Genomic DNA, 8157 nt, shown 5'->3' on the forward strand with positions numbered 1-8157 from the left:
TACTCTGACAAACCTTTAATTAAAATGAGAATATTCCATATATTAAAAATATTTTGAAATAACATTCTAACAAATTCTCTATTACTTTTTTACCGGTTAAATATTACTTAAATGCTGTTTTTCCTAAAAATACAATTGTGTTTTTAGAAAGAATTTATTATTATTAGTAAAGTAATTTAATTGTGAAACAACATGAAGGAAAGAGGCTAATTCAAGTGGCAAATAAAGAATTAACAAGAGGCTTAGAGGCGCGTCATATTCAAATGATTGCTCTCGGTGGTACGATTGGTGTAGGGCTATTTATGGGTTCTGCAAGTGCCATTCAGTGGACAGGACCGTCTGTGCTACTTGCTTATGCTATATCAGGGATTTTTATATTTTTCATCATGCGTGCAATGGGTGAGATGCTTTATATGGAACCAAGCACAGGCTCATTTGCAACATTTGGTTATAAATATATCCATCCATTAGCAGGCTATTTAACGGCGTGGAGTAACTGGTTTCAGTGGATTATCGTTGGGATGTCCGAAATCATTGCCGTAGGAACATACATGCAGTATTGGTATCCAGATTTACCAGCGTGGATTCCAGGTTTTATCGCGATGGTCATTCTAGGTTTAGCGAACTTTATCTCCGTTAAATCGTTCGGAGAATTTGAATTCTGGTTTGCGATGATTAAAATCGTGACGATTATTCTCATGATTGTCGCAGGCTTTGGACTGATTTTCTTTGGTATTGGTAATGGAGGCATAGCGATAGGATTATCAAATCTTTGGGAACATGGCGGCTTCTTTACAGGTGGCTGGACTGGCTTCTTCTTTGCACTCTCATTGGTTGTAGCAGCTTACCAAGGCGTTGAACTTATCGGGATAACAGCGGGAGAAGCAAAAAATCCGCAAAAAACAATTACCAATGCGATTCAAAGTATTATTTGGCGTATTTTAATATTTTATATCGGCGCGATTTTTGTTATTATTACGGTTTACCCGTGGGATGAATTAGGTACAATTGGCAGTCCATTTGTAGCAACATTTGCAAAGGTAGGGATTACTGCAGCAGCAGGGATTATTAACTTTGTAGTCATTACAGCGGCAATGTCAGGCTGTAATAGTGGCATTTATAGCGCAGGACGTATGCTTTATACACTTGCCATGAACGGTCAAGCACCAAAATTCTTTGCAAAGCTTTCTAACAATGGCGTACCATTATTTGGGACAGCAGGTGTACTTGTTGGATTAGTCATTGGCGTTGTACTGAGTTATATTGCTCCTGAAAATCTATTTGTCTATGTGTATAGTGCGAGTGTACTTCCTGGGATGGTGCCATGGTTTATTATTTTGATTAGTCAAATTCGATTTAGAAAAGTAAAAGATGGACAACTGGCAAAACACCCGTTTAAAATGCCATTTGCGCCAATTACAAACTATGTAACAATTGCTTTTTTAATAATGGTACTAATCGGTATGTGGTTTAATGATGATACACGTGTGTCATTAATCGTAGGAATTGTTTTCCTTGTGCTTGTAACGATTAGCTTCTATGCTTTTGGTATCGGAAAAGGTCGTCCAGTTGACATGGATGATGACAACAACTAAAAATAATATTTAAAGATGTGTCTCATGCTTAGATGAGACACATCTTTTTTTTGTTACTGCTGTATGAGCATGTTTAGCTATTTTCCAGAAAATGATTTTTACATAATCAAACAAGAAAAGGACAAACTACATAAAAAATAGGAAGTTCAAAAATAAGGTCCTAGCGGTTCAATGCTATTAAGGGGTTGAAATGAAATGGAAGAGACAATACAACAAGCAATTGAATCGTTAAAGCATGAAATTCACAAAATAGATGATGCCATATTAAAAAAAGTAACGACGGATGTAGGAGAAGTGACGGTTATTTATATCTCCTCACTGGTAGAGAAATTGACCGTACAATCAATGGTATACATACCATTAGAGCGTCATATCAATCAAATTCTCCAAGTGGCCGAATATGTTGAGCTCGGAGATATGGAAACAATTAAGAAAAGTTTGAATTCGGGTCAAACGCTGATGTTTTTTCATCAATTAACTCAAATACGAACGATTGACACATATAGTGCCCCTACACGCTCGATAACAAATACCGAAACAGAATCAACGGTTATTGGACCACAGGATGCTTTTACAGAATCGTTAGAGACCAATATTTCTTTAGTAAAAAGGCGAATTCAAAACCCGATGCTAAAAAATGAAATTCGAACAGTAGGAACCGAGACAAATATTAAAATTTCAATTATGTATATGGATAATATTGTGAATAAGGAAAATTTAGAGAACCTGAGAGAACGCATAGATAAAATAGACTATCCTTTTTTTACGGATATTTCTGAGTTGAAGCAATTGATTGAAGATAATCCATTATCACCATTTCCTCAGCATTATATGAGCGTGCGACCTGATAGTGTGAGTCAATACCTCATTGACGGACGAATTATCATATTTATGGACAATAGTCAGGCAGCAGTCGTTTGTCCAACATCCTTTTTTGAAATGTTCATTTCCATCGAAGATTATTATAACCGTTGGTCAACAGCATCGTTGCTTCGAATGCTTCGATTTTTTGGTTTTTTCCTGACGATTATCATCACACCGATGTATATATCTGCATTAACATTTCATCCAGAGATTCTGCCGTATGAACTGTTATTAAATCTTCAAGAGTCAAGAAGTAAGGTGCCATTTCCACCACTTATTGAAGTGTTGTTTATCGAGCTCATTATCGAAGTATTACGAGAAGCCGGCTCTCGAATGCCTGCAAAAGTCGGACAAACGATCGGTATCGTAGGCGGTATTGTGATTGGGACTGCGGCGGTGGAAGCAGGACTTTTAAGTAATATTCTTATTGTGTTGGTTGCCACTTCGGCATTACTTTCATTCCTACCACCTATTTTTTTAATGAGTAATACGAGTCGGTTTGTGCGTTATATATTTATCATATCAGCCGGTTTTTTTGGATTGTTCGGACAAATGCTAGCATTCGCCTGGTTAATAAACCATCTCCAGGGTTTGAAATCTTTAGGCACACCTTATATGACGCCTATTATTCCTCGTAAAGCTAAAGATCTATTGGATAGTGTAATTCGATTTCCAACGAAGTATTTAACGGCAAAGAAGGGGATTTCAAGAGCTCAAAAAAAATAGCTGGTTTTATGGAAATAGAGGTGGTTAAACGTTGAGTACAAACAATAAGAAGCTTTTAAATTCATATCATGTCGTTTTTTTAGCACAAAGTACAATGATTGGAACAGGAATTCTTTCACTACCTCAAAAACTAAGTTCTTTAGGTTATAGTCAGGCGTTTATGCCACTTCTATTTGGTGTCATTGCAAGTCTAACACTGTGGCCGATGATTTGGATTAATTCGAAATATCCAAACGACAATTTATTTCAAATTAATGAGCTATTGCTAGGTAAATGGTTAGGCAAAATCATAAATTTTTTCTTTGTCCTTCAATTTATTGTTTTTTGTGCAGGGATTATTAGTAACTACATGCACCTTATTCAAAGTACAGCCCTCCAGGAGCAGACCATTACATTGCCAGTGTTTTGTTTTCTCCTATTACTTGTTTACATTGTAAGCGGTGATATTAAATCTATTGCAAGATTTTGCATAATTACCTTCTTTATTACGATAGGAATGGTTTTTTTTACTAGTTGGGCATTTGAGAAGGGCAATATGAGTCACTTTCTGCCTTTATTCAATTTCACGGGTGATGAATTTTATGAGGCTATAAAGAAAGGGTATTTATCTATTCTAGGATATGAATTAATCATGTTCTACTTTCCGTATATAATCCAACAAAAAAAAGCTTTTAAACATTCGTTAATAGGCATTTGGATAAGTATTCTAATTTGTTTTATTACCACGGCCATCAGTGTGATGTACTACTCGGAATGGCAACTGAAAAATGTAGAATTTTCAGTGTTAAACCTCTTTAAAGCAGGCGAATTTTCATTTGTTGAAAGGATCGATATTATCGGTATCACGTTATGGGTATTTTTAATATTATCAACTTCTGCTGCCTATCTATGGTGTGCAAAAAAGGGCGTGGATTCTCTACTATCGAAAAACAGTAAAGTGTATTTATATATATTAGCGATTGTCATTTTTTTTGTTGTGAAGATGCCGTTTTCGCGAGATTTCCAAGATCAATTATTTACCGGAAGTAATTATGTGGCTTATATGCTAATCATTTGGCCGGTCTTCTTAAGTATTGTTTATTTACTTCGAAAAAAGAAGCAGGTGCAGCCATGAGCAGAAAATTTCTTAGCATATCTGTTTTTCTTGTCCTATTGGTCGGTTGTTCAGAAAAGGAAATAAAAGTACCGTTGGAAGATGTAGGTATGGTGGGTATTATGGCTTTTGACTATATTGATGAAGATAAAACGCAATTAACTGTTGCAATACCACAATACTCTCCTCAGGCAGAGCAAAATACTCAAATTTTCTCTGTTGCAACAGACCTTGTCTCCAATGGGATTGTGGAAATTGAAAAACTGTCTGATAAAAAAATTGTTTTCAACCAATTGCGCGTTGTTCTTGTAAATGAAGAGCTAGCACGGAACGGAGATGTTCGAAAATTAATTCAGCATTTATACAGAAATGCTGAGGTCGGTAACAAGGTACTCATTGCGGTCGTGAAGGAGCGAGGCGAAGAGATGCTGCGATATAAATACCCAGATAAGCCAAATATCAATTTTTATTTAAATGATTTATTGCAACCAAGCATTAATACCGCGTTTAATCCAAATACCAATATTCACGATTTTATGTATGAGATTACAAACCCAGTAATGGATCCAATTCTCCCGTTTATTGATAAAAATAATGACAAAATTGAGATTAAAGGAGTAGCAGTGTTTAAGGGTAATACTATGTTTGAAGTGATTAAGCCAGAAGAGGCCTTGATTATTCAGGCGATACAGGGGAGAAAAAATCTCGCTCCATTGGATATAAATATGAATCAAGGACATGGAGAAGAAAGATTGATGATTGACTTAATAGAAAATAGTGTGAAAATCAAGAGCAATAAGAATATGAAATCGCCTAAGCTAACGATTAAGTTAAAGATTAAGGGGACGTTAAGTGAGTACAAAGGTGAACGAGAAAATGTGTTGAATACCACGGATAGGTTAGCGGTTTTAGAGAACGATGTAAATAAAGCGCTTGAGAAGGACATTAAAAAGTTCTTCGATAAGCTGAATGACATAAAGGTGGATCCAAGTGGATTAAGTGAATATTTCAGAATGTACCATCATGGAAAATGGACGAAGGATAACACGAGAGAAATCATTAGTAAATTAGAAGTGGATGTCCAGGTGAAAACGTCTATTATCAGTACAGGTACTTTAAAATAAGTAAATTAAACAATGATGAGCTATCTTGCATTACCTTCGATAGTTAAAGCATCGTTAACCACAACATATGGAGACCTACTATGCCTAAGTAAATGACGAATATGCCTATCAAACAGTTGAAAAAGAACTTTTGGAATCGTTCGCCACTCTTTCTATCAACCAAATAGGACAGACAGGAAATAAAAGACGATAGCATAATTTTTACTAATAAAAACAAGGTTGGGCTAGTAACCCATAATAACTTCATTATTGGATTTAATTCTTCAATTTTATTTAGCGTTAGCCCGTAATGCGTGGCAAAACCATCAAAAATATTCAAAATAGCAATGACCAAGCTAAGGGAAATGATATTAGGTTTTCGAATTATCATCACCCCTCTGTACAAATGTCGAGTTAGAAATGGTCGTGTTATCTAGGATAGTCAAGATTGGCGGTATTCATAAAGGAAATGAAGGTTTTTTATGACGAAGAGATGGGTGTGTTGAAAATCGACTGGTTCATGTATAGCACAAAAGGCAATTTATCATTCTTGGATGGAGTGACAAATTGCCTTTTTGATTTGCTATGAGTGAAGTTCCTTAGGTTATGTGTGAGGTTCCTTATGCTTTTCGCATAATAAAACTTAAATGTCTACCTGCTTGTTTGTCTTGACGATAAGAAAAACCGTCCGTGCTAACATACGTACATGTTGAATCTACCGTGATGTGTTGTGCTGGAATACCTACAAGCTCACATTGTTTTTTCACCGTTTGCTGATTATCAATGTGATATTTATTGGTTTCTGCATTGTAATACATGAATTCATCGGCGTAGCCGAGTTGCTTAAATTTTTCATACACATCCACATCAACCTCAAATTTCTGCTGGCTAAGTGCCATACCAATTTGTACGTAAAAATCTTGAGGGTGACATTGCTCCTGTTGTATCAAATGTTGGAAGAGCTGTAAGGTCACTTCCTTGATCGTTCCTTGCCAACCAGAATGAATCACACCGACAAGGCCATTAACCTCATTATAAAAAATAACGGGTACACAATCGGCCGTAAAACTGCAGAGTAACAAATCTGGTTCAAAAGTATAGAGCGCATCGGTATTGGCTATGGCCGTATCTTTTTGCACAGCGCCTCGACCTATATCAGCAGGTGTTACCCGATGAAAATTAGCGCTATGCGTTTGTTGGGCACATACGAAATTATTCACATCGCACTGCAATGTAGCTGCTAACGTTTTCCGATTGTCAAGCACATCATCGGTACTAGTGCAGACATGGAAGGCCATATTGTTTTGTTCAAGCGCCATACTATCCTTCAAGGTAGTTCCTGCTATGAATTGCTCATTGTTGAAGTAAATTTTAGTTTTCATATCATCACCTCGTCTTACTATATATGATTGAATTGCCAATGTATAGCTTAGGCTATGTACAATTTTTTTCTTCGAATTGAATGAGCTGTAATACGTTTAGCTCATAAAAATAGAAAGCCTTGTTCCAGACATAATTGCTGAATTTCCGGTCATATAGTATCGGAGAAGACATTGTTTTTCCCGTTAAATATGTAGAAAAGGAGCATGTTGTGAATCAGCTTAACGTTCTGTTAATTTGCCAATTGGGCATGGGGCTATTTTGGATTATTACATACATACTCATTATAAAGCATGGCTTTCAAGACAAGAAATACGGTATGCCGATGGCGGCGATTTGTGCCAATATATCCTGGGAGTTCATCTTCACTTTTATATATCCACAAAATGATTTACAAAGAATGATTACTTTTGTGTGGTTTTTACTCGATATTGTTATTTTGCTGCAGTATTTAAGATATGGTCGTAAAGAATTTAAAAAAGTCATGTCCGCAACACTTTTTTATGCATCTTTCCTCATAACACTTGGGGTAAGTTTTCTAATTATCTTAGCAATGACACAGGAACTGAATGATATGGAAGGGAAATATGCTGCATTTTCTCAAAATCTGATGATGTCTGGGTTGTTTATTTCATTATTGTTATGGAGAGGAAACTTGGTTGGTCAATCTATGTCCATCGCCGTTTGTAAAATGATTGGTACTTTGTTTGCATCAGTTGGGTTCTTTCTTTATTTTAGTACACCATTGATAACAATTATCTCCGTAGCGACATTTATTTATGATTGGATTTATATAGTATTGCTTTATAGGTTTTATCATAAAAAAATCAATTTAAAAAGAACCTAGTTACTCTAAAAGGATGGTATTTCGTCAGAAGCGAATAGATAGCTGTAATGAAGATTACACTTCTTAGATTGATAAAAAAATAGTGGATTAGCAAAATCACGCTTTCACTAGTTGAGCGTGATTTTTTTGCTATTTAGTGAAGGTCCACTGAATGGAGTTTCACTTTACCCCGCAATAACGGTCAGTAAGACGCCGACCTCAAGTGGAAAGCAATGAGGTGGTCGAACAACTGACCGTAATAGCCCGATTGGTTCAACTACCAATCAGTGGAAGGTCCACTGAATGGAGTTTCACTTTACCCCGCAATAACGGTCAGTAAGACGCCGACCTCAAGTGGAAAGCAATGAGGTGGTCGAACAACTGACCGTAATAGCCCGATTGGTTCAACTACCAATCAGTGGAAGGTCCACTGAATGGAGTTTCACTTTACCCCGCAATAACGGTCAGTAAGACGTCGACCTCAAGTGGAAAGCAACGATGGTCGAACAACTGACCGAAATAGCCCGATTGGTTCAACTACCAATCAGTGGAAGGTCCACTGAATGGAGT

Annotated in this window: 7 protein-coding genes; 5 read left to right on the top strand and 2 right to left on the bottom strand. The window is 36.4% G+C overall.

Annotated features, from left to right (window positions below; all coding sequences use genetic code 11):
• The first annotated feature begins 215 nt into the window (after positions 1-215).
• From H131_RS09415 to H131_RS09430, 4 genes are all read left to right on the top strand, one after another.
• Positions 216-1595, top strand: coding sequence for an amino acid permease (locus tag H131_RS09415; protein WP_010858881.1), 1380 nt, complete (start codon positions 216-218; stop codon positions 1593-1595).
• Between the two features lie 195 nt (positions 1596-1790).
• Entirely contained in the window at positions 1791-3185 is a 1395-nt protein-coding gene (locus tag H131_RS09420) for a spore germination protein (RefSeq protein ID WP_010858882.1), read from the top strand.
• A 31-nt stretch (positions 3186-3216) separates the two neighbouring features.
• Positions 3217-4299 (top strand): GerAB/ArcD/ProY family transporter, encoded by a 1083-nt coding sequence (locus tag H131_RS09425; protein WP_010858883.1) that lies wholly within the window; start codon positions 3217-3219, stop codon positions 4297-4299.
• A complete protein-coding gene (locus H131_RS09430; RefSeq protein ID WP_010858884.1) occupies positions 4296-5402 on the top strand; it encodes a Ger(x)C family spore germination protein in 1107 nt (368 codons plus the stop codon). Before H131_RS09425 ends, H131_RS09430 begins: the two co-directional genes overlap by 4 nt.
• A gap of 43 nt (positions 5403-5445) precedes the next feature.
• On the opposite strand, the gene H131_RS24330 is transcribed toward H131_RS09430, so the two are convergent.
• Complete coding sequence (locus H131_RS24330) at positions 5446-5772, bottom strand: DUF5658 family protein (protein ID WP_155242391.1); 327 nt, start codon at positions 5770-5772, stop codon at positions 5446-5448.
• Between the two features lie 229 nt (positions 5773-6001).
• Positions 6002-6763, bottom strand: a complete 762-nt coding sequence (gene pgeF / locus H131_RS09435) for a peptidoglycan editing factor PgeF (RefSeq protein ID WP_010858885.1) — start codon at positions 6761-6763, stop codon at positions 6002-6004.
• A gap of 209 nt (positions 6764-6972) precedes the next feature.
• Here pgeF and H131_RS09440 point away from each other — a divergent pair, with 209 nt between their 5' ends.
• Positions 6973-7608, top strand: coding sequence for a transmembrane-type terpene cyclase (locus H131_RS09440; protein ID WP_010858886.1), 636 nt, complete (start codon positions 6973-6975; stop codon positions 7606-7608).
• Positions 7609-8157 lie beyond the last annotated feature (549 nt).

The sequence above is a fragment of the Lysinibacillus sphaericus OT4b.31 genome (genome assembly GCF_000392615.1).
In the GTDB taxonomy this organism is placed as follows: Bacteria; Bacillota; Bacilli; order Bacillales_A; family Planococcaceae; genus Lysinibacillus; species Lysinibacillus sphaericus_B.